Origin of the sequence: Rhizobium sp. SJZ105, assembly GCF_007828365.1 — a bacterium.
Classification (GTDB): domain Bacteria; phylum Pseudomonadota; class Alphaproteobacteria; order Rhizobiales; family Rhizobiaceae; genus Agrobacterium; species Agrobacterium tumefaciens.
Window position 1 is genome coordinate 46,515 of sequence record NZ_VIUP01000003.1, and the last position, 22,118, is coordinate 68,632.

General features: G+C 58.8%; 17 protein-coding genes. 8 read left to right on the forward strand and 9 right to left on the reverse strand.

The window, feature by feature from the left end; translation table 11 throughout:
- Positions 1 to 35 precede the first annotated feature (35 nt).
- The 4 genes from FB593_RS12260 to mprF all read right to left on the reverse strand — a co-directional run bounded on the left by FB593_RS12260 (position 36) and on the right by mprF (position 8,337).
- Entirely contained in the window at positions 36 to 2,363 is a 2,328-nt protein-coding gene (locus tag FB593_RS12260; protein WP_186447913.1) for a DUF1217 domain-containing protein, read from the reverse strand.
- Positions 2,364 to 2,740: 377 nt separating this feature from the next.
- Positions 2,741 to 4,066, reverse strand: a complete 1,326-nt coding sequence (locus FB593_RS12265; protein ID WP_145166637.1) for a telomere resolvase — start codon at positions 4,064 to 4,066, stop codon at positions 2,741 to 2,743.
- Positions 4,067 to 4,354: 288 nt separating this feature from the next.
- Entirely contained in the window at positions 4,355 to 5,725 is a 1,371-nt protein-coding gene (locus FB593_RS12270) for a virulence factor (protein ID WP_041694493.1), read from the reverse strand.
- A gap of 11 nt (positions 5,726 to 5,736) precedes the next feature.
- A complete protein-coding gene (gene mprF / locus FB593_RS12275; RefSeq protein WP_112290272.1) occupies positions 5,737 to 8,337 on the reverse strand; it encodes a bifunctional lysylphosphatidylglycerol flippase/synthetase MprF in 2,601 nt (866 codons plus the stop codon).
- 275 nt (positions 8,338 to 8,612) lie between these two features.
- Between mprF and FB593_RS12280 the strand changes: the two genes are divergently transcribed.
- Positions 8,613 to 8,906 (forward strand): hypothetical protein, encoded by a 294-nt coding sequence (locus FB593_RS12280; protein WP_003514125.1) that lies wholly within the window; start codon positions 8,613 to 8,615, stop codon positions 8,904 to 8,906.
- Between the two features lie 60 nt (positions 8,907 to 8,966).
- Here FB593_RS12280 and FB593_RS12285 read toward each other — a convergent pair whose 3' ends face one another.
- Complete coding sequence (locus FB593_RS12285) at positions 8,967 to 10,007, reverse strand: dipeptidase (RefSeq protein ID WP_003514123.1); 1,041 nt, start codon at positions 10,005 to 10,007, stop codon at positions 8,967 to 8,969.
- Positions 10,008 to 10,242: 235 nt separating this feature from the next.
- On the opposite strand from FB593_RS12285, the gene FB593_RS12290 reads away from it, so the two are divergent.
- The 7 genes from FB593_RS12290 (at position 10,243) to FB593_RS12320 (ending at position 17,937) form a co-directional block, all read left to right on the forward strand.
- Positions 10,243 to 11,838 (forward strand): ABC transporter substrate-binding protein, encoded by a 1,596-nt coding sequence (locus FB593_RS12290; RefSeq protein WP_003514121.1) that lies wholly within the window; start codon positions 10,243 to 10,245, stop codon positions 11,836 to 11,838.
- A gap of 2 nt (positions 11,839 to 11,840) precedes the next feature.
- Positions 11,841 to 12,854, forward strand: a complete 1,014-nt coding sequence (locus FB593_RS12295; protein WP_003514118.1) for an ABC transporter permease — start codon at positions 11,841 to 11,843, stop codon at positions 12,852 to 12,854.
- Entirely contained in the window at positions 12,851 to 13,753 is a 903-nt protein-coding gene (gene nikC, locus FB593_RS12300) for a nickel transporter permease (protein ID WP_145166638.1), read from the forward strand. Before FB593_RS12295 ends, nikC begins: the two co-directional genes overlap by 4 nt.
- 3 nt (positions 13,754 to 13,756) lie before the next feature.
- Positions 13,757 to 14,587: an ABC transporter ATP-binding protein gene (locus FB593_RS12305; protein WP_003503986.1), complete on the forward strand. Its 831-nt coding sequence runs from the start codon at positions 13,757 to 13,759 to the stop codon at positions 14,585 to 14,587.
- The gene (locus FB593_RS12310; protein ID WP_003514115.1) at positions 14,584 to 15,324 is read left to right on the forward strand and encodes an ABC transporter ATP-binding protein; all 741 of its coding nucleotides are present in this window, start codon (positions 14,584 to 14,586) and stop codon (positions 15,322 to 15,324) included. Before FB593_RS12305 ends, FB593_RS12310 begins: the two co-directional genes overlap by 4 nt.
- 116 nt (positions 15,325 to 15,440) lie before the next feature.
- On the forward strand, positions 15,441 to 16,952 hold the full coding sequence (locus FB593_RS12315; protein WP_115064400.1) for a serine hydrolase domain-containing protein: 1,512 nt from the start codon (positions 15,441 to 15,443) through the stop codon (positions 16,950 to 16,952).
- 88 nt (positions 16,953 to 17,040) lie between these two features.
- Positions 17,041 to 17,937, forward strand: a complete 897-nt coding sequence (locus FB593_RS12320; RefSeq protein ID WP_013636784.1) for a LysR substrate-binding domain-containing protein — start codon at positions 17,041 to 17,043, stop codon at positions 17,935 to 17,937.
- A gap of 6 nt (positions 17,938 to 17,943) precedes the next feature.
- On the opposite strand, the gene FB593_RS12325 is transcribed toward FB593_RS12320, so the two are convergent.
- From FB593_RS12325 to FB593_RS12340, 4 genes are all read right to left on the reverse strand, one after another.
- The gene (locus FB593_RS12325; protein WP_013636783.1) at positions 17,944 to 18,810 is read right to left on the reverse strand and encodes a D-amino-acid transaminase; all 867 of its coding nucleotides are present in this window, start codon (positions 18,808 to 18,810) and stop codon (positions 17,944 to 17,946) included.
- Positions 18,811 to 18,830: 20 nt separating this feature from the next.
- Positions 18,831 to 19,889 carry a P1 family peptidase gene (locus FB593_RS12330; protein WP_113472901.1) on the reverse strand — a complete coding sequence of 353 codons (1,059 nt, stop codon included), beginning with the start codon at positions 19,887 to 19,889 and terminating at the stop codon, positions 18,831 to 18,833.
- 143 nt (positions 19,890 to 20,032) lie between these two features.
- On the reverse strand, positions 20,033 to 21,001 hold the full coding sequence (locus tag FB593_RS12335) for a sugar kinase (protein WP_145166639.1): 969 nt from the start codon (positions 20,999 to 21,001) through the stop codon (positions 20,033 to 20,035).
- Between the two features lie 49 nt (positions 21,002 to 21,050).
- A complete protein-coding gene (locus FB593_RS12340) occupies positions 21,051 to 22,109 on the reverse strand; it encodes an ABC transporter ATP-binding protein (RefSeq protein WP_065658642.1) in 1,059 nt (352 codons plus the stop codon).
- Positions 22,110 to 22,118 lie beyond the last annotated feature (9 nt).

The window sequence follows — 22,118 nt, forward strand, 5'->3', positions numbered from 1 at the left end:
CAGGGCAAAACCTGCGGCCAGCACTAATAGATGGTCTAACCTCTGCGGCGGCTGCGGAGTTGCCCCAACGTCGCGAGTGTATTGCCGCTGATGGACGTGCTGCCGCTGCCGAATAGAGCGAGACGCGGATCCGACGTTGCGTTGTTCGCTTCGAATGTCAGCAAAAAGCGATTGACCAGTTTTTCGACCTTCTTGGGGTCCTGCAGGTCCTTTATCTTCAGTTTCTTCTCGATCATCTTTGCCTGCGCATCCACCTTGGAGTTTGCGGTTTCTGCGGGAATTCCAAGGGCGGTGCGGGTGAACTCCGCAAGCGCATTGTCGGCGAGTATGTCGTAGGGATTGGAAATGCTGGCGGCCATGCGCTTGAAATAGAGCGCAAGGCGAACGCCGGAATTTTCTTCGCCGACCCGCTGTTCCAGCGTCTGCCGAACATATTTGTCGCGTGTTTCCATGAGGCTGCGGGTGTTCTGCACGCTCTGGCCGGCTTTCGCGACGATATTCCCCTTGGCGTCGAAATTGAAGGAGCCGGCAAGTGCGCGGAAGCGGGCATCTTTTTCCGTATTGGCGAAGCTTTTGGGGTCCTTGAGGTCGGACTTGAAGATCTTCTTGAGGTAGTCGGTGGTGACCGTTTTGGGGTCGATACGCTGCGCAATCAGCATGAAATCGAGAAGGCGGCGGTCGGAGAGCAATTGATCGACGGTTTCAATCGTTTCCATTTTCTGGCGATAGTAGGTGACCTCCTTTTCGCCTTTCTCCCTGACCTTTTTGTCCTTGTCCCAACGGGTAACTTCCTTCAGATAATTTCGTGATATTCGGGTGATCTCGTTTTCCGACTGGGCGAGCCGGGGTGAGCCGATCTTGCCCTCGGCATCAAAGTTGAAAGCCTTGGCCAGCCGCACGAAACGCTCGTCTTTCAAAGTGTAAACGTAACTTTTCGGGTCTGACAGATCGCTGGTAAATACCCGTTTCAGCGTGAAGGACGAGGCTTCTTCAGCGGTAATATCGAAGGCCTTCAGGGCGAAGTTTCGAATGATGACCGCGCCCTGCGCGTTCGACAGAAAATCCTCGAGATTTTTCGTCAGGCCGATATAGCGCTGGTAGTTCTTGATTGCCTTTTCGTCCGCTGCTTCGTCCTTGTCATCGTAACGGCTGAAGTAGAGGTTCATCATGGTGTTGAGCTGTTCGGCGGTCTGCGCGACCTTGCCGGTCTTGATCTTGCCATCCGCACCGAAATTGAAGGCGCGTGCCAGATCGACAAGACCTTTGTCCTTTTCCTTGTGGATAGGGCTTTTCGGATCATTCGGATCCTGCAAGACGGCCCAGCCGATTTTCTTGTCCGTTTCATCATTGTCCGTCAGATTGAAGCTGACGATGAGCATCGTTCTCAGGCGCGCAAACTGCGTCATCTGGCTGGCCTCGGTGATGGTTTTCATCTTGTCCGCGAAATACTCGCGGTTGAGAACAGCTCCGGCCTGCGTCAGGCGGGGATTTGAAAGAACGTAGGTTTCGTTAATCAGTCGCCTCTGCGCAGCCGTCTGCGCCGGCATGCCGTCATCTACGCGGCCGTCGTCCCGGAAATTAAACGCGGCCGCCATCTCGAACAGTTTGTTGGCATCGTTGATACGCTTGTTATATTGGCTGATCAGGTAGTCGATCTTTGCGAGCGCCGGTTTGTCGGTGGACGCGACGCCTGCACGTTCTATGCGCAGATCGGCCGCCTTTGCCTTCCACTCCGGGATCAATGACTTGTAGGTCTTGTTGATGTAGCTATCGGCATTGCTGATATCGCTCGTCAGAACGTTTTTGACGTGCTTGTAGCTGAAGGTCTCGGGATCGATGCCGAAGGATTTGAAGATATAATCCCGAAGCCGCGTGTTCTTGAAGATATCGTCGACATGCCCGACCTTCTCGATGGCAATGTTGTAAAAACGGGTCTCTTCCTTTAATTCGGCGCCTTCCTGTTCGATCGTAGCGTGATAGGTGGCAATCAACCGGTCCTGCTGGGATTTTGTCTGAACCGATTTTTCCGCTTTGATCGTGCCGAAATCGAAAGAGGCAGCGAAGTCGCGGTATCGCGTATCCTTCAGTTTGTTGGCGAAGCTGTTCGGATCGTTGAGATTGCTTTCCAGCACCTTCTTCATGAAGGCGGTGGCATAGATCATTTCCTCCAGTCCATGTGCCTTCATGGCGTAGGAATAGAGCCGGAAGTCCTTCAGGAACGCGTCGAGGTTTTTAACCTTGCCGATATTATCCGTATAATATTTGGCGTCGCGCGATACGACGGGGTCGTTCGCGACGCGTTTCAGTGACAATTCCATATCACGATTGTAAAGAGCGTAAGTCGTATATGCGGGCAGCACCATGTGTCTCCGAAAAAACTATGGCAAAATCTGTGCGTGAACCAGTTATGAAGCGGATAATTGCAGTATAGTCTTGCGCGTAGCTGTATAATTAAAAGTAATATTTAGGATAAATATTTTGTATTATTAAATTAGTTGAGATTTATATTGATTGTTTGGTGCGTGGCTGCGTTCAGATCGCGTGCAGGCAGAAGCGGCCCCAAGCGCCAACGCCAACACCACGCCGGCAGACAAAGGGGGAAGACTTGGCAAAAGCTGAGGGCGGCACATTTGTCCGGGCTGTTGGGACAGACATGCGAAAATACCGCTGGCAGCGTGTTCAGCGCTATCCTGAGGCAAGGCCGGATTAGAGGCTTTTTCTAGTGCAGTTCCGGGTACCGCTACGGGTTCTTGCGGGAGGCGGGGGCGATGGTCGCCATCTGCAACAATGTGCGCTCATTCGTGCGTTTGGCTCGCGCCAATGCATCGTCGCGATCTTCCGGCAGCGTGTAGGTCATGTAGGACAGCGAGGTTTCGAGGTCGTTATTGTTGTGTCCGAGGATGGCCGCGAAATAGCTGTTCTTGGTGACATGGGGCGGCGCGAAATTGTGATACGCCACCTCCGCATAAAGGTGCCGCAAGCCATAGGGCTTGGGCAGTTCTTCCTTCGGCCAGAAATTCTCGAACAGATTAAAAACCGTGTCCCGAAGCAGCAGGCGGGTTTCCGATGAAAAATCGTCGATCGACATGCCGTGCCACAATTTTCCCTGCCCGCTTTCGCGCAGGCGCTGGTAGGCGGACAGGATGGTTGCGGAGCGTGCAAGGACCGGGATCTCGTAGGTAATCCCGAATTTCGTTCCTTCGCCCTGCTTCGTCTTGGCCTGGCCGTTAAACAGGATGCTCCATTTGGAAACGCCCTTGCCATAGGGGGCGGGTGAAAACTCGGCCTGCGTAAAGACCTCGTAGGGGCGTCGCCCCGTCATGCCGATCAGGCCGATGCCGATCATCAGCGGATCGCTGGACTTGAGACAATCCTCGCAAATCTTCAGAACCTGCCGGTAATTTTCGAACGTGATCAGCGCACCATGCTTATTGGCGATCTTCTCCATCTTGACCCGGCGCGCATCGTCGTACATCGCTGCATCGCCGGTGGCGATCTTCAGCATCGGATGGTCGTCACCGAAGGCTTCGCGGATGGCGTTACGATATTTGGTGATGTAGGAAATGATCGTCGTCTGGGCGCGGCCCTTCATGACGGCGATTTCGGCGTCCCACAAGGCCTGCATCTCTTCTTTCGAGCCCAGGCCGTTCATCGCTGCAATAAAATCCGCGATCCGCAAAAGCACTGTCGCCTTGCGGCCGGCGGTGTTGAACTCCGCCCGCTCGATCTTTTCGACAATGGAGGTCGCCACGCCGGTTTTCGGATAGTCGGCCCGCTCTATATAGGTCTTCAGCCGCTCCCGCAGCTTTTTCATGTTGCAGATGGCAAGTGGGGTGCTCTTTGCGCCAAATTCGGCCTTCAGGGCATAGCGATATTTCATGATGTAAAGTTCGAGCGTCTTTTCCGTGCGGCCATTGTCGAAATGGTAGCGGACCTCTGCGTCCCAAAGATCGCGGATTTTTTTGTTTCGCAACGCCTCGCTGCTTTTCATCGCCTCCCTGACCCGACCGACGAACTGGTCGATGCGTTCCACGAGAACTGGAGTTTTGGTCTTTCGTGCGAGCATGCGGCGGCCCCTGAACCGGTCGGGAAATATAAAATCTATGATTGGCAATCAACAGAAGCATGGTTGCGGAAATGCCATGGATATCCGCCGCCAGCATATTTCTTTTGAATAATAGTTTAATCGATTCCGCAAGTATGGCCGTGATGCGTGGAACCTTCAAGGAAGGTCTGCGAGCCGAGATCGGTAAGTCGGGGAGCCGACATCCTGCCGGCGGCGCTTCAGGTGATTGAATTCTGATGGAAGTATGGGCTTCGGGAATTCTCCCGAAGCCGCAGAGGTTGCGACAGCCTATTTCGGTAGCCGGGTTTTCAGGGAGGTCACGATGCGCTTGGCAAGCCCCTCATAGTCCTCATCGAAATGGTGGCCACCTTCGATGCCGACCGTCTCCACGCCCTTTGCCTTCAGGCCGGGGCAGGGGTCTTCATCTTCTTCCTCCGTGCCATAGACGCATTGCACCAGCTTCGGATCGATCTTGACGATGTCGTCGATGGTCTTGCCGCCCTTGCCTTCGCCGGCAACGCCGAGCCAGCCCTGGACGGAAATCTCGAAATCGACTTCGGTCGAAAGTCCAAGCAGCGTCAGCTGCACGACATGGGATTTCGCGCGTTCGGGCAGGAGATTATAGGTGGCGGGAATGATATCGGCGCCAAAGGAATAGCCGATCAGCACGACGTTCCGAACCTTCCATTCCTTGCGGTAGGTGTCGATGATGCGCGCAAGGTCATTGGCCACTTCCTGCGGCTGTTTTTCTTTCCAGAAGTAACGCAGGGCATCGACGCCGATCACAGGTATCCCCTGCTTTTGCAGCGCGCCGCCGACTTCCTCGTCCAGATCGCGCCAGCCGCCGTCACCGGAATAGATCACCGCCATGGTGTCCATCGCCGGGCTCGTTTCGAGAACCGTGATCGGCAGGCCTAGCGGGCTGCTGGTATCGCCCGCCGCATCGACCTTGTCGGACAGGGTCTGAGACAAAATCTCATCCGCCTTGCCTGTCACATCAGTCACCTCGATATCGGGATGAAGCTTCACCAGGGCGTTAACGTGGTCGCGGCCCTTCTGATCCGCATCGGGCGTGAACAGCACGCTGACAGGAGCTGGCAGCGGGCCATCGGTCAGGCCATAAACCGTTTCACCGTCCACCTTGTCCTTGGTGGCGGGGGTGCAGAGTATCTTCTCAAGCGGCAGGCCAGCCTTGGGGTCGACCGCGATGGCTTCCTGAACGGTGGAGACCGGGCTTTGCGCGATCATGGCGAGCGCCAGCGTTCCGCCCTTGCCGATGCCGGTGAGGATAGGCTGGCGATAGCTGGCGGTCCCGGCGGTGCGCTGGATCTGCTGCGACAGCGACTCGATGTCCGAGATCATATAGATACACTCGTCATCATCGGCCTCGAGTGCCTTCAGATATTCCTTGAAATCGATGCCGACCACCGCGGCACCCTTTTCCACTAGTGCTTTGGCGCGTTCTTCGTCGGTGCTGGTCCATCCGTCCGCATCGGAAATCAGGAAGACGCTGGCGAGAATTTCACCATCCGGCACCATGATGTGCTCGGCGGGAATCATACCGGTGTCATAGGCTGGCTTGTCCTGCGAAAAGGCGGCGCTGGAAGCAAACAACGGGGAGAGGAACAGGGCGGAAGCGGCAAGGGCTGCCTTCAGCATGCTGTATTTTCTCATTTTCCGATCACTCCTCTGACACCGCCACTGATCAGAACCGTCGCGTCCATCAGCGCCAGAGCGGCGTCTGCGCCATTTTGTACGGCGAGGTAACGCGGTTCCCATTTCGGGTGGAACTTCGTCTTGAACGCACGAAGGCCCTTAAAGTTGTAGAATCGTTCGCCATGTTCGAAAAGCGTGCTGCCAATGCGGTCCCAGACCGGTGCCGCATCGCGCTTCGACATGCCGGACATGGGTGCCATGCCGAGATTGAAGCTTTCATATCCCGCCTCGCGCAGGTGCTGCATGATGCTGACGAAGAGGAAATCCATCGAGCCGCGCGGTGCATCCGGTGAAAAGCGCATGAGATCGACGGTGGCTTCCTTTTTCGTGTCCGTCACCATCAGATTGGCGAAGGCGGTGATCTTGCCATCCTTGCGCAGCACGGCGACGGGCTGGGAGAGAATGTAGTTGGGCTCGAACGCACCAAGAGAAAATCGCTTTTCCCTTGTATTGTGGTGGGTGAGCCAGCCATCCGAGACCTGCTTGAGATCATCCAGAATATCGGCAACATGCGATTGCTCGACAACTTCGAAGGTCAGCCCGTCGCGGGCGCCGCGGCTCAGTGACTGGCGAAGGGTCGCGAGCTTGCCGCCCTTCAATTCGAATGCGGTAAGATCGACCAGCGCCAGTTCGCCAAGCTTGAATGCACGCAGGCCCGCATCGGCGCAATGGGACAGGAGGAAGGGCGAAATCTGGTAGAAGGCGGCGCGCGCACCCGCCGAACGGGCGGATTCCACGAATTGCCAGACCAGATCGGGAAAATCCTCCTCGTTGCCGACGGGGTCGGCGAAGGCTATCCATGATCGGCCCTGAATGCCGTACATGATGAAGGCGCTGCCGCTTTCCGAGAACATCACATGCTTGTCGCCCATGCGCACCAGATTGGCATCGGCCGAATCCTGCTGCATGACGATGTCGGTTGCACGTTCAACGTCTTCCGGCTGGATGGAATCCGGCTTGAAAGTGACCGGCCGCATCAGGCTGAAAATTGCAATGGTGGAGGAAGCGAGCACCAGGCCGAGAAGGGCGCGCAGACCGCGCGGTGCTTCCTCGGAGAACTCGAATTCCCACCACAATGTGTGGCTGTAATCGGTGTCGCGGTAGACGAACAGAAGGATCGTTGCCGCGCCGGCGATAATGACGGCCATAGCGGCGAGCCAGCTCGGTCCCAGCGCCTGTTTGACCAGCGAGGCATGACGGTTGAAGCTGCGCATATTGAGGGCGAGCGCCGCGATGAAGATGCCGAGGAAGATTGCCTCGAAAACGGCGATCGCCTTCACCAGCGACAGGATGAGCGCCAGCGATGCGGCGACAAGGGCAATCCACCACGCCCCATCCAGCCGCTGCCCGAGGCCGCGGGAGGCGACAACGAGGCCAAGGCCGAGAATGCTCGTCAGAAAGTGCGCCGCCTCGATGATCGGCAGTGGCACGAAATTCGACAGGAAATCCAGATTGCTGCCGGGCGTCGGCGTCACGCTCGAAAAGATCAGCATGGTGCCGAGAATGATCGCGAAGGTGGAGAGCAGCGGTGGCGCCAGCCGCACGGCAAGCTGGCTGATATCGGAGACCACCGGCTTGGCCGCGAACTGCTTCATTTCGGAAACGATCATTACCAGAATGGCAACAACCAGCGGCAGGACGTGATAGATGACGCGATAAAGAACGAGGCTTCCGAGCAGCTGATCGACGCTGATCGCGTTGCCGAGCCCGGCTACCATGACCGTTTCGAACACACCGAGACCGGCGGGAACGTGGCTGAGAACGCCAAGGCCAACGGCGGTGGCATAGATCGCGAAGAATGTCGGCCAGCCGAGATGCGTCTCGGGCAGGAGCACGTAAAGCACGGAGGCGGAGGCGGCGATATCAAAGGCGGAGACGAGGAACTGGCGCGAGGAGGTGCGGCTGTCGGGAAGGCGCAGTCGCCATTTGCCGAGCCGGATCGCCCTGCCGTTGCGGCCGATATAGGCGGTGGTAACGAGAACGGCAATGACGGCGAGCGCTCCGCCCCTTAGAACAGTCGGGTCGAGACCGATGATGGCTGCGATGCGTGGTGCGACGATGAAGGTCGAAAGGGCGCTGACCGACAAAAGGCCCAGCCCGAAGGACAGCGTGACGAAGGCGATGACACGGGCGATGTCACCCGGCGAAAGTCCCAGCCTGGAATAGGCGCGAAAGCGTATTGCGCCGCCGCTCAAGGGGCCAAATCCAGCAGTGTTGCCGATGGCGTAAGCGGCAAAAGCGGTGGCCGCCATGGACGGGAAGCGCACCTTTTTTCCGACATATTCGATCGCGTTGGCGTCATAGAAAATCAGCGACAGGAAGCTCAGCGCCGTAAAGACCATTGCAAGAAGAATGGCCGGAAGCGAAGTGTCCAGAAGGGCTGCGATCACATCATCGTACCGCACTTCGGATGTGAGGCGGTAAATCGCAAACGTCATCATCACGAAGATGAGCGTAATGGCGATGGCCGTCAGATAGGGCCGGTTTCTGGCAAAGAAGCTTTCAACCGGGGATTCGGTAATATCGGTCTGTATAATTTCGCTCTTGTCTGCCATTTGCTTTTTCCAGCGCCAGTCCCTTGGTTGGCGAACCACAGGATTGTGTCGCTAATTCGTTTCGGTTGAGGAAATTTGCTTAGCAGAAATGCGTGACGTGTCGATGTGAAGTTTGGCGACAAACCAACGAGATTTTCGCCGTTAAAATGAAAAATGCAACCAAAAAGAGCGATGTTCAAATTTTAGATCAAAAACTCCGTGAATTAAACGTTCCGATTGCTTGGAGGCGATGTTTGATGTGATTAAACGCTTCTTTCAATTGAAGGAAATGCAATATGAACATGCCTACAAGAATAGTAATTTCGCTGATCGCAGCCCTTTTGGTGGGCGGCGGCTACATGGCTTATGACAAGATGCGGGGCGCCGAATGGGTTGTTTCGCCGCAGCAGATCGCTGATGCGAAGGCCGGCGGGCAGGCCGGATATGAATCGCGTCCGGGAACAGTGACCGTTCTGCCGATCCGTAGCGAGACGGCGGATGTACTGCCGATCAAATGGGCCATTGCTGGTCTGGTCGCAGGCCTGCTGGCGTTTCGGTCCACGGGCAAAAAGAAAGCGGCAAAGGCCTGAGGCCTGCCGCTTCATGTCTCCGGCACGGAAGTCCGGGGAGAATGCCAAAGTCGGGGCGCGTTACGCGCCCCACGTTTTCTCCAGCACGCGAACCCAGTTGCCATGGCAGATCTTGGCGAGTGCGGCGTCGTCATAACCGCCGTTGCGTAGGGCTGTGACCAGCAATTGCAGATCGGCCGCATCCTTCATGGCTGCTGGAATGGTGGTGCCGTCGAAATCCGAGCCGAGTGCGACGTGATCGATGCCGATGCGGTTGACGATATAGTCGACATGGCGGACCAGTTCGCCAAGGTCGGTAGCGGGGTTCTTCACGCCGTCCTGGCGCAGGAACAGAACGCCGAAATTGATGCCGGCAAGACCGCCTGTGTCGCGGATCGCGTCCAGCTGGCGGTCCGTCAGGTTGCGGCTGTGGTTGCACAGCGCATAGGTGTTGGAATGGGACGCCACCAGCGGTGCGTCCGAAATCTTCGCGATGTCCCAGAAACCCTGTTCGTTCATGTGCGACAGGTCGACCATGATCTTCAGTTCGTTGCAGGTCTTTACCAGCCGTTTTCCGGCATCGGTGAGGCCGGGGCCGATATCCGGTGTCGACGGGAAGCGGAAGGGAACGCCGTAGGCGAAGATGTTCGGGCGGCTCCAGACCGGGCCGAGCGTGCGAAGGCCAGCCTCGTGGAGAACATGCAGCGCATCCAGATCGGCGCCGATCGCTTCTGCGCCCTCGATATGGAAGACGGAGGCAAAGGCGCCCTCTGCCATCGCGCTGCGGATCTCGGCGGCCGTGCGGCAGACTTTCAGCGCACCGCCTGATTGTTTCTCGGCGCGGAACAGCAGGGCCGCCATGCCAAGCGTCGCCTTCAGCGCGTCCGCTTCAGCCGGTGTCGTGAAGTCGCCGTTCGCGTCCTTCTCCATGCTGGGCGAGGGGACGTAGATGGCGCAGAGGCCACCGGCCAACCCGCCCTTCCTGGCGCGCGGCAGGTCGATGTGGCCGACCGTATCACCCTCGATGAGAAGCGTTTCGGGAGAGGTATTGCCCGATCGCCATAACCGCAGAAGCACGTCGTTGTGGCCGTCGAAGACGGGTACGGTTTTTTCATCGGTCATGGTCATTCACCTTTGGATACGGGCGGCGCGCGGGCGCGCGGTCGTCAGACTTTTGAGAATTGGTAGATGAAAGGTCAAGGTCGGAGCAAATGCAATCCGTGCATAGGCTCTGCCAAATTTGGAATTGGTCGCGCCTCGTTTGCTCGTGGTAATCGCGGGAAAACATAAAAAAAATGACTGGATTGGGGCGAACCCATACCGTTTCCGAAAAATAAGGTCCGAAAGGGGATTTTCGATGATTTCAAGACGCAACCTGCTGATTGCCGGCGCTGCCGTACCGTTCCTGTCCTATGCGCACATTCCGGCATTTGCTGCGACGCCCAAGGATATTCTGGTGGTCGCGCAGCAGCTGGACAACATGACGAGCCTTGATCCGCATGAGGGTTTCGAAGCCGTCGGCGGTGAAATCATGTCCAACATGTACCAGAAGCTGGTGCGGGCGAACCGTGAAGATTCCACCAAGGTCGATCCGGTCATCGCGAAGTCCTGGGAAGCCGATGCGGAAAGCAAGGTTTTCACCTTTGTGATCGGTGACGATGCGACCTTCTCGAGCGGTGCGAAAGTGACCGCGGAAGACGTGGCCTTTTCTCTGCAGCGCGCCATCAAGATGAACAAGAGCCCGGCCTTCATCATCGGCCAGTTCGGCTTCACGCCTGACAATGCCGAAACTACCATCGTTGCCGCCGACGAAAAGACGGTGAAGCTGACGACGGCAAAGCCGACCGCAATCTCGTTCCTGCTCTATTGCCTCTCCGCCAATATCGGCGCGATCGTTGAAAAGAAGGCCGTGCTGGCAAATGCCTCGGGCGAAGACCTCGGCAATGGCTGGCTGCAGAAAAACAGCGCCGGTTCCGGCGATTTCATGTTGCAGGCCTGGAAGCCGAGCGAGAGCGTAGCGCTCACCGTCAACCCGAATGGCCCCTACAAGGGTAACATCAAGCGCGTTATCCTGCGCCATGTCACCGATCCGTCTTCCCAGCTTCTGATGTTGCAGAAGGGCGATATCGACATTGCCCGCGACCTGACTTCGGAACAGCTGCGTACCGTCCAGAACGACGCCAACATCGAGTTGCAGCGCAAGAGCATCGCCTCGCTGGTGCTGATCTCGCTCAATCAGGGCAATGAGAACCTTGCCAAGCCACAGGTCTGGCAGGCCATCAAATGGGCGCTGGACTATAAGGGCATGCAGGAAAACATTGTGCCGCTGACGCACAAGGTTCACCAGAGCTTCGAGCCGGAAGGTTTCCCCGGCGCCGTTAACGACACGCCGTACCAGCGCGATGTCGAAAAGGCCAAGGCGCTGATGGCGGAAGCCGGTCTTGCCGACGGTTTCGAAATCACCATGGATCACTATTCCGCCCAGCCTTACCCGGATCTGGCGCAGGCCATCCAGGCAAATCTTGCCGATATCGGCATCAAGGTGCGTCTGCAATCTGCCGAGAACCGTCAGGTTCTGACCAAGATGCGCGGCCGCGAACACCAGATGGCGCTTTCCGCCTGGGGCACGGATTATTTCGATCCGCATTCCAATGCCGATGTCTTCAACATCAACAAGGACAATGGCGACGACGCCAAGTCCAAGCCCTTCCTGTGGCGTTCGCGCTTCAAGAACGACGACTTTGCCGCGAAGGCAGAAGCCGCCCGCGACGAGAAGGACCCGGCAAAGCGCATCGAGCTTTATGAAGCGCTGCAGCGCGAGCACATGGAAAACAGCCCCTTCGTCTTCATGTTCCAGACGACGAAGACGGCCGCGTTCCGCAAGGGCGTTTCCGGCTTTGAACTCGGCGTTCTCTCCGAGGGCAATTCCTACCACGATGCTAAGAAAGCGTAACATTGAACAAGCGCGTCAAAAGCATATCGTCGACACTGAGCAGCGTCATTCTGACGCTGTTCGGGTTGATGGTCATCACCTTCCTGATCGGGCGCGTCATGCCTGTCGATCCCGTCATTGCGGCAGTCGGCGACAACGCGCCTGAAGACGTCATTGTGCGGGTTCGGGCCGAAATGGGCCTGGACCAGCCACTGGTCGTTCAGTTTTTCCACTATGTGTCGCAAGTGCTGCACGGTGATTTCGGCAATTCCATTCTGACCCGCAACCCGGTCTGGATCGATATCAAGCGCGTTTTCCCCGCCACCTTCGAGCTTGCTACGGCAGCACTCATTCTCGCTGCGCTGATCGGCATTCCGCTCGGCGTATGGGCCGCCGTGAAGCAGGGTAAGTTGACGGATCAGATCATCCGCGTCGTCTGCCTTGCCGGCCATTCCGTGCCCGTCTTCATGCTGGCGCTGATTTCGCTGCTGGTATTTTACGCCACGCTTGGCGTCGCACCCGGACCGGGCAGGCAGGACATCATCTATGACGGCATGATCTCGCCGGTCACGGGCCTGATGACGGTCGATACGCTGCTTGCCGGCGACTGGGACGCGTTTTACGACGCCATCGCCCATATGGTGCAGCCCGTCTGTATCCTTGCCTATTTCAGCATGGCCTATATCACCCGCATGACACGCGCCTTCATGATCGATGCGCTGAAGGGCGAATATGTCATTACCGCCCGTGCCAAGGGGCTTTCGGCAATGACCGTTATCTGGGGGCACGCCTTCCCGACGGTTGCCGTACAGCTCGTCACGGTTCTCGCACTCACCTATGCCGGCCTTCTGGAAGGTGCCGTGGTGACGGAAACCGTCTTCAGCTGGCCGGGCCTTGGCCAATATCTCACCGTCTCGCTCATGAACGCGGACATGAACCCTGTCGTCGGAGCGACCCTGTTGATCGGCCTGATCTATGTCGGCCTCAACCTGCTCGCAGACGTACTTTACCGAGTAATGGATCCCCGCGTTCGATGATGTTAGCAACTTTCAGAAACTGGGCTCTGGATGAGACGCCGCATTCCCGCAGGCAGGCTGCCTGGGGAAACCGGTACCGCATCTGGCTGAACGTCAAGTCCAATCCGCTGGCGGTGGTCGGTCTCACGATCATCATCATCTTCATTGCGCTGTCGCTGCTGGCGCCGTTCATCGCGCCTTACGATCCGGCCGCGCAGAACCTCGGCAACCGCCTTGCCTTCCCGAGTGCCGAGCACTGGTTCGGCACGGATGAGCTGGGTCGCGACATTCTTTCGCGCATTCTCTATGGTGGTCGCGTCACGCTTGGCATGGTCATTGCCGTCGTTGTTCTCGTTGCGCCGATCGGTCTCGCCATCGGCTGCATCGCCGGTTATTTCGGTGGTATCGTCGATACGGTGTTGATGCGGGTGACCGATGTGTTCCTGGCCTTCCCGCGCCTCATCCTGGCGCTTGCCTTCGTCGCGGCGCTGAAGCCTGGCGTCGAAAGCGCCATTCTCGCCATCGCGCTCACCGCCTGGCCGCCCTATGCGCGTCTCGCTCGCGCCGAAACCATGACGGTTCGCGGCAGCGATTTCGTTGCGGCCTACCGGCTGACAGGCGCTTCCGCCTGGCGCATCATCGCCCGTCACATCGCGCCGCTCTGCGTGCCGAGCCTCATCGTGCGCATCACGCTCGACATGAGCTCGATCATCATCACCGCCGCAAGCCTCGGCTTCCTCGGCATGGGCGCGCAGCCGCCTTCGCCGGAATGGGGTGCGATGATTGCGACGGCCAAGCGCTTCATCTTCGAACAATGGTGGGTCGCCACCATTCCGGGCATCGCCATTTTCCTCGTCTCGCTCGCCTTCAACTTCCTTGGCGATGGTCTGCGCGACGTGCTCGACCCGAAGGGACATTGAGCCATGCTGGTCGAAATCGAAAATCTGAAGATCGCGTTCCAGACCCGCACCAGCCGCTTCGAGGCGGTGCGCGGTGTTTCCATGAAGCTCGGAACAGAAAAGCTCGGCATCGTCGGTGAATCCGGTTCGGGCAAGAGCCTCACGGCGCGCGCGCTGATGAAGCTTCTGCCCTCCAATGCTGATATCAGGGCCGACAAGCTCTCCTTCGACGGTATCGACGTGCTTTCCGCCAGTGAAAAGCAGATGCGCCAGATCCGAGGAAAACGGGCAGGTTTCATCCTTCAGGATCCGAAATATTCGCTGAACCCGGTCAAGACCATGGGTGCACAGATCGCGGAAGCCTGGCGCGCCCACAAGGGCGGCAGCAAGCGTGCGGCCATGGAGGCGGCAATCGCTCTGCTCGATCAGGTGAAGATCCGCAATCCGCGCCAGGTCGCTTCGTCCTACGCTCACGAGGTTTCCGGCGGCATGGGCCAGCGTGTCATGATCGCCATGATGCTGGCGCCTGATCCAGAGCTTCTGATCGCCGACGAACCGACAAGCGCTCTCGATGCCACGGTGCAGGCGGAAATCCTGCGGCTGATCGAGGAGCTGGTATCGGAACGCGGCATGGGTCTCATCCTCATCAGCCACGACCTGCCGCTAGTCTCGCATTTCTGCGACCGCGTGGCTGTCATGTATTCCGGCCGGGTGATGGAGGAACTGAAAGCTTCCGAACTCCTGAAAGCACAGCATCCTTACACGCAGGGTCTCTTGAACTGCATTCCCTCGCTGACGCATCCGCGCGAGCGTCTTCCCGTTCTCAACCGTGATGCAGCGTGGTCCAGCCTATGATCGACGTCGAAAATCTCCGTATCAAGTTCGGCGACCGTGAAGTGGTGAAGGGCGTGTCCTTTTCGGTCGAAAAGGGCGGCAGCTTCGGCATCGTTGGCGAAAGCGGCTCGGGCAAGTCCACCATTTTGCGCGCCATGGCCGGCCTTAATGAAAGCTGGGAAGGCCGCATTGCCTTTGCCGGCAAGGATGCGCCGCTGAAGCGCACGCCGGAATTCTTCCGGCAGGTGCAGATGGTGTTTCAGGACCCCTATGGTTCGTTGCATCCGCGCCAGACTATCGACCGTATCCTCAGCGAATTGCCGTTGGTGCACGGCATGGACAATATCGAAAAACGCATCCAGCAGGCGCTATCGGATGTGGCCCTGCCGCAGGCGGTGCGCTTCCGTTACCCCCACCAGCTCTCCGGCGGCCAGCGTCAGCGCGTGGCGATTGCGCGTGCTTTGATTGCCGATCCGCAGGTTCTGCTGCTCGATGAGCCGACTTCGGCGCTCGATGTTTCAGTGCAGGCGGAAATCCTGAACCTGTTGCAGGATCTGCGGGCGGCGCGCAACCTCACCTATATCCTCGTCAGCCACAATCTGGCTGTTATCGCGCATCTGTGCCCACAGGTGGGCGTGATGCTGAATGGTGAAATGGTCGAGCAGCTGAATGCAGGCGATCTGCGCGAAGGCCGCACGAAACACCCGCATACAGAAGAGTTGCGCAGCCTGAGTATCCGATTGGAAGAGCCGGCTTGAGCCCACGTCGCACATAGATCGAGCGGGTGCTGCTCGCTTCCTCTTCCCACCGGGGAGAAGGTCGCGGCAGCGGTATGAGGCTTCCCACAAGACCCACGAAGACACGAGACCGAACAATGTCACAGCAATTCGACTGGAACGCCGCTTCTACGCTTGCCGAGAGTTTCGTCTCGCAATGGGCCGGCAACGAGCCAGGCGGAGCGGTGATCGGTTTCGATCTCAATGGCATCCGTTTTGCCCATGCGGGCGGGGTTGAGAGCCTTTCGACGTTTGCGCCGTTCACGCCGAAAAGCGTGGTGCGTTACGCTTCCGTCACCAAACATGCCTTCTGTGCCATGGTGCTTGCCCATTCCGATCTGATCGGGCTTGACGACCCGCTCGGCAAGCATCTGCCGGAGCTGCAATCGCCACTCCGCGACGTCACTGTCGGGCAGGCGCTGGATATGAGCGGCGGGTTGCCGGACACGCGCGAATGCCTCTCGCTGCTTGGTCTTTCCGTCTACACCGAAACGAAGGCCGGCCCGCTTCTAGACTATCTGTCGCGGCTGACCCGGCTGAACTTTCCGGCCGGCAGCGAGGTTTCATATTCGAATACCGGTTATCGTCTGGTCGAGGCGGCGCTGGAGCGCCATGGCTTCCGTTTTGACGATTTCGTGCAGACGCAAATTGCCGGACCGTTCGGTGTTTTCCTGAAGGCGCCGGACGTCTGGAATGATCCGGTGGACGGATTGGTGCCGGGTTACTGGAAGGCTGAGAGCAACTGGCAACTTTCGGCGGCGGGGCTGCATATTTCCGCTTCGGGCAGTCTTGCCGGCAGTGCCGAAGCGCTGACCCGCTGGCTGCAGGGGCTGATGCGGGGAGAGGGCAGCTTTGCCGGCGTTCTGGACGGGCTTTCCACCGAGCGGCGGCTCGCCGATGGACGGATGAGCGAATATGGTCTCGGCCTGCGCTGGTCACATCTCGGCGACAGACGTTTCGTCGGTCATGGCGGTTCGCATCCCGGCTACAAGACGTATTTCCTTCTCGATCCGGAAAACGGCACGGGTTTCGTCGTGGTATCGAACCGCGAGGATACCAACGGCTTCAAGATTGCGCTGGAAAGCATGGCGGCCCTGACCGGTCTGCCTTTACCCAAACCCGCCGCCAGCTTGCCGGAAGGCATCTATGTCACCGAAAGCGGACCGTGGTGGCTGGAGATCAAGGGCAGTACCTCGACCTTCATCGATGGCGACGACACGCTTTATGAAGATGCCGATGGCTGGGTGTCATCGCGCTCCGCATCCTCTCCGATGCTTCTGAGGCTCGAGGGCGACGCGATCGTCGGCGAGGCAGGCCACGCCGCTCGTCGGTTCCTGCCGGTTGGCGACCATGCGGTGCCCGATGAGCTTTCCGGATCTTGGCGCTCTACCGAAGGGGCGGAATTTACGATTTCCGGTTCGTCGCTGACCATGGGCATCGGTCCCACGCGCCGCTCCATGCCTTTGACGGCGCTCGGCAATGGTCGCTTCCTCTTCACGCTCTCGGACGGGCCGTGGACGAAGCGCATCTGCCTCAATCAATTGAGCGACAGCCGGATAGAGCTTGTGGCGAGCCGGGCGCGAATGATCGAATATTCAAGAAGCCTTTAAGAGGGTTTCAATCAGCTGCTATTGCTCCTAATAAAGACCCTTGTTCCAGCTAAAGGCCGGTTCAACATCTTTGTGGGAGAACAGGCCCTTGGAAATCAAATGGCTCGAGGATTTCCTGGCGCTGGCCGGAACGCTCAATTTTTCGAAGGCGGCGGAAGAGCGGCATGTGACGCAATCCGCTTTCAGCCGGAGGATCAAGCAGCTGGAAGCCTGGGTGGGCGCGACGCTGGTCGATCGCGCTTCCTATCCCTCACGACTGACCGAGGCCGGGGTGAAGTTCGTTCCGGTGGCGCAGGAAACCCTGAAGCAGCTTTACCACGCCCGTCGCACCCTGTTGCAGGAAGACGGCGAGGATGCCAGAACAGTGCGGCTGACGGCGCTGCACACGCTGTCTTTCACCTTCTTCCCGGACTGGCTGAAACGGGTGAACGAGAAGGCGGGACCGCTGTTTTCGGTTCTGCGGCCTGATTCCGGCAGCATGGAGGAGAACCTCAATTCGCTGGTGGACGGGCAGAGCGATTTCCTTCTGACCTACGCCCACCCCGAAGTGCCGATGCTGCTCGATGCGCAGACCTTCGAATTCCGCATGCTTGGCGCGGAAAACATCATTCCCGTTTCCGCCCCCGCGGAGGATGGTGCGCCGCTGCACAGCCTGACGGAAGGCGCGAAAAAACCCTTTGCCTATCTGGATTACGAAAAAGCATCGTTCTTCGGGCCGCTCTTGCGCGATCTCCTGAGTGCGCGCCTGCCGAAATTCGAGCGGGTGCATGAGGGCAGCATGTCGGTGGGGCTGAAAGCCATGGCGATGGCGGGATGGGGTGTTGCCTGGGTGCCGGAAAGCCTGATGCGGCATGAGCTGGATAGCGGCGCGCTGGTGCGTGCCGCCGATCACAGTTTCGATATTGCCGTGGATATCCGGCTTTATCGTTCCAAGGAGAACCGCCGTCCAGTTGTCGAGCGCATATGGGCGGTTCTCGAAGATTGATCCTGGTCAGATCGCGGTGCGGTGGGCGTTTTCGAGATAGAGAGCGCGCAGGCGTTTCACCATCGCGCCTGGTTTGCCATCACCCACCGGCTTGCCATCGATCTTCGTCACCGAAACCACGAAGTTGGAGGCGCTGGTCAGGCAGGCTTCGTCTGCGTTCATCGCTTCTTCCAGCGTGAAAGGCCGTTCTTCCAGCGTGAAACCGGCCTCCTTGGCCAGTTGCAGGGCGGCAAGGCGGGTGCAGCCGGGCAGGGTCTTGTTGCTGTTGCCGCGGGTGATGATCTTCCTGTCGCCGGTGATGATATAGGCGGTGGAGGATGCGCCTTCGGTGACGAAACCATCCTCGATCATCCACGCCTCATCGCAGCCTTCAGCCTTGGCGATGCGTTTTGCCATCACTTGCGGCAGCAGGCAGACGGTCTTGATATCACGGCGCGCCCAGCGCTGGTCGGGAACGGATTTGACCGCAATTCCGGCCTCTTCCACGGCGGTGCCGACGAGTTTCTTGTCCTGCGTGAACATCACCAGCGTCGGCTTCAAATCGGCGGAAAACAGGAAGTTGCGGTCTTCCGCGCCGCGCGTCAGTTGCAGGTAGATCATGCCTTCGACAAGGTTGTTGTCGGCAATCAGGCGACGTTCGGCCTCGACGATTTCCTTTGTTGTGACCGGCAGCGGCACGTCGATTTCGCGGGCGCTGCGTTCCAGCCGCGCCATGTGCAGGTCGCTGTCGATCAGCTTGCCTTCGAGAACGGAGGTGACTTCATAAATGCCGTCGCCGAACAGGAAGCCGCGGTCGAAGATGGAAAGGCGGGCTTCCGCCTCGGGCAGGAATTCGCCGTTGAGATAAACGATGCGACCGGATTGGCTAGTCATGAAAACTCCGTCTGGAAAAGTCAGGCTGAAAGAAGGGTTTTAAGCGTATCGATGGAAATGGCCTCGACCGTGGAGACCTTGCCGGTTCCAGCGTTGAAGCCTGATGTTGTTGTTGCCGCGCATAGCGAATTGAGGATCGCTTCTTCGGTCGCCTCTATCGCAGCTTCGAACAGTGGCGAGATCGCATCGTTGGAAAGCTCAGGATAGTCTGTAACTGCCTTACGGCGTGCGGGCGTGCGGCGAAGGCGCTCGTTGGTCGAAAATGCCAGCGCGTAATCGCCGGAACCATTGCTCAGTGCAGCACCGGTGCGCGAGAGGCCGCCGAAGCTCCTAGCGGCCAAGCGCTTCAAATTGCGCGACGACAGCGGCGCATCGGTTGCGATGATGATGACAATCGAGCCGTCCTTGTCCTTGTGCTCCGGGCTCACATAGGGTTTGCCGCAGACGAGAAGATGGCCGCCATAATTGGACTGCACGAGAACGCCGAGCGTATAGGCCTCCCCCGCGACGGTGACGATGCGGGATGCGGTTCCGATGCCGCCCTTCATGCCGAAAGCCACCGTGCCGGTTCCGGCTCCAACGCCGCCCTCGGCCACCGGGCCTGCGGCAGCGTTTTTCAGCGCGGCCGAAATTTCCTCGACGGTCGGGCGTCCAGCGCGGATGTCGTTGAGGCGGGAATCGTTGGTCTCTCCGACGACCGCATTGATCGACACCACTTTTTCGTTACCCGGCTGCGCCAGTGTGTGGCGGTTGATCGTCTCGATTGCCCGGCCGGTTGCAAGCGTATTGGTGAGGATGACAGGCGTTTCGAGTTCGCCGAGTTCCTCGATCTGGGTCGAGCCTGCAAACTTGCCGAAACCATTATAGACGGCGAAGGCGGCGGGCACCTTATCCTGAAAAAGATTGCCGCCATGCGGCAGGATCGCGGTTGCGCCGGTGCGGATCGTGTCGCCTTCGATCACAGTGGAGTGGCCGACAAGCACACCTTTGACATCGGTGATAGCGTTGAGCGCGCCAGTCTGGAACCGGCCCGGCTTAAAGCCGATATCGCGCAGTCTCGGGCGGGTCGTCTGATGCATCGGGCGATCACTTTTGCGGAATGCAGGCTCAAGGTGGAACAAGCGCGGCTTGCGAAAAGCTTTGCTCTGACTTGACGTTAGCCTAGTTCGCCGGGAAACGGCATCGCAAAAATGGAATAGTTTTATGCGGGCAATGGATGCGCTCAGGAGGCGCGTAGCGCCGGTCCCCGTTCACGCTCCCGCTCCAGCCATTGCCGCATGGCTTCCTCGGTCTCTTCGCGTGTGGGCGCCCCGATGCGACCACCGAAGACGGTGCATTTCAGGGCAGCCGCAACGGAGGAGAGCCGGATGGCCGCGCGGCTCTCCATGCCTTCGGCTATGGCAAGCGCAAAGGTGCCGTGGAAAATGTCGCCTGCCGCCAGCGTATCCACCGCCTTGACCTGCATCGTTTCCTGAAAATGTACAGTGGGATCGCCAGCTTCCGTCCACCAGCAGCCTGCCGGTCCGGCGGTGACGGCGATGAAGGTTTGCGGGTAGCGGGCGTGCAGCACCGGCAGCATGTCCTCTACCGTCTCAAGCCCCGTCAGCCGGGCGGCGGCGGGTTCGGAAAAAACGATGTGGGTTGCGGCGGGAGCGAGCTTTTCGAGGATTTCAACCGGCGCGACGTCGCCGTCGAGAATGGCGTGTTTGCCGAGCGCGCGTGCCACATCAAGAACCTCGAGCGCCAGTTCCGGCCAGCGCACATCCACCAGCACGGCGTCGTAAGCGGCGAGGTCCGCTGGTGTGCAGGAGCGCTTTTTCTCATGCAGCCTGTGATCATAAAAAGGCACGATCAGCCGCTCGCCGCGATCATCGATAATGATCGTGGAGAGTGCCGAGCGTGCGCCCGTGGCGACTGTCATGCCTGTGGTGTCGATACCGCTTTCGGCGAGATCGCGCAGGATACGGGTGCCGGTCTCGTCGTCGCCCACCGCACCCCAAAGGCTGGCGCGCCCGCCCATGCGGTGCACCGCATAGGCTGCGCTGGATGCCATGCCCTCGGCGATCTGCAACATTTCGCAAGGCAGGACCTTGCCTTCGCCCTTTGGCATGTCATGGACGCGAAACAGGGTGTCGAGCACGGCTGCACCCACGCACAGCACATGTTTGCGGCTCTCGTGTTGGCTGTCCATGCCCGTCACCCTATGTCTTTGTCTTACGCAATTTTACTCGGCATGCGCCTTAGATGCGCTTGCCGGTTGCCTTGTCGAAAAGGTGAACCATTTCCGGGTCGATGGCGATGTTGATCGTATCGCCGAACCGCACGTCCAGCCGCTCGCGGAACAAGCAGGCGATCTCGTCGCCCTTGCAGTTCAGCTTGGCGTAGATTTCCGAGCCGGTGCCTTCGACCAGTTCGACCCGGCCTTCGATACCGCCGCTTGCTGCACGGATATGTTCCGGCCGCACGCCGTAGACGAGGTCGCGGCCGCCCAGTGCGGCAATATCGCTGTTGGCGGGCAGGGGAAGGCTTAAGCCCTTCACGGTGCGGAACACGCCTTCTTCGACGCGTCCACGAATGAAGTTCATCGCAGGCGAACCGATGAAACCGGCAACGAAGAGGTTGGCCGGGCGGTCGTAAAGCTCGAGCGGCGCGCCGATCTGCTCGATCACGCCGTCATGCAGCACCACGATCTTGTCGGCCATGGTCATGGCTTCCACCTGGTCGTGGGTGACGTAGATGGTGGTGGTGCCGATGCGCTGGTGCATGGCCTTTATCTCGCCGCGCATCTGCACGCGCAGCTTGGCGTCGAGGTTTGACAGCGGTTCGTCAAACAGGAAGACCTGCGGATCGCGCACCAGCGCGCGTCCCATGGCTACACGCTGGCGCTGGCCGCCGGAAAGCTGGCGCGGATAACGGTCCAGCAGCTTGTCCAGCCCCAGAATGGCGGCAGCCTTGTCGACCTTGGCCTTGGTTTCGTCGGCGCTCACCTTCTTCAGCTTCAGCGCGAAGCCCATATTATCCTTCACCGTCATGTGCGGATAAAGGGCGTAGTTCTGGAAGACCATGGCGATATCGCGGTCGCGGGCGGGCAGGTTGCTGACCTCGCGTGTGCCGATGTGGATTTCGCCGTCGCTGACTTCCTCAAGCCCCGCAATCATGCGCAGCAGGGTGGATTTGCCGCAGCCGGACGGGCCGACCAGCACGACGAATTCGCCATCCTTGATATCGATATCGATGCCGTGGATGATATTGACCGCGCCGAAGCGCTTCTGGACGTTTAGAATATTGACCGGTGCCATGTTTTTGGT